This is a genomic window from Pseudoalteromonas sp. MER144-MNA-CIBAN-0113, assembly GCF_040308965.1.
Classification (GTDB): Bacteria; Pseudomonadota; Gammaproteobacteria; order Enterobacterales; family Alteromonadaceae; genus Pseudoalteromonas; species Pseudoalteromonas tetraodonis.
On the sequence record NZ_JBEOOG010000352.1, the window covers coordinates 1 to 272 of the forward strand.

The 272-nt window shown below is 41.5% G+C and carries 1 pseudogene; it reads left to right on the plus strand.

Going from position 1 to position 272, the window contains the following annotated elements:
* Positions 1-272: pseudogene (locus tag AAEY57_RS20000) on the plus strand (aconitate hydratase); the annotation flags it as partial.

Below are 272 nucleotides of genomic sequence, written 5' to 3' on the forward strand. Positions count from 1 at the left end.
CATCTCGTGACTGGGCGGCGAAAGGCTCGCTACTGTTAGGTGTTAAAGCTGTAATAGCACAAAGCTATGAGCGTATTCATCGCTCTAACCTTATTGGTATGGGAGTTTTACCACTACAGTTTAAAGATGGCGAAAGTCATGAGTCGCTAGGTTTAACCGGCCAAGAGCAGTTTGATATTGAAGGCTTGTTTGATAAAACCAAGGAAGTTAGCGTTATTGCAACTAATAGTGAAGGTAAAAAAGTAAGCTTTAGTGCCGATGTACGTATTGAT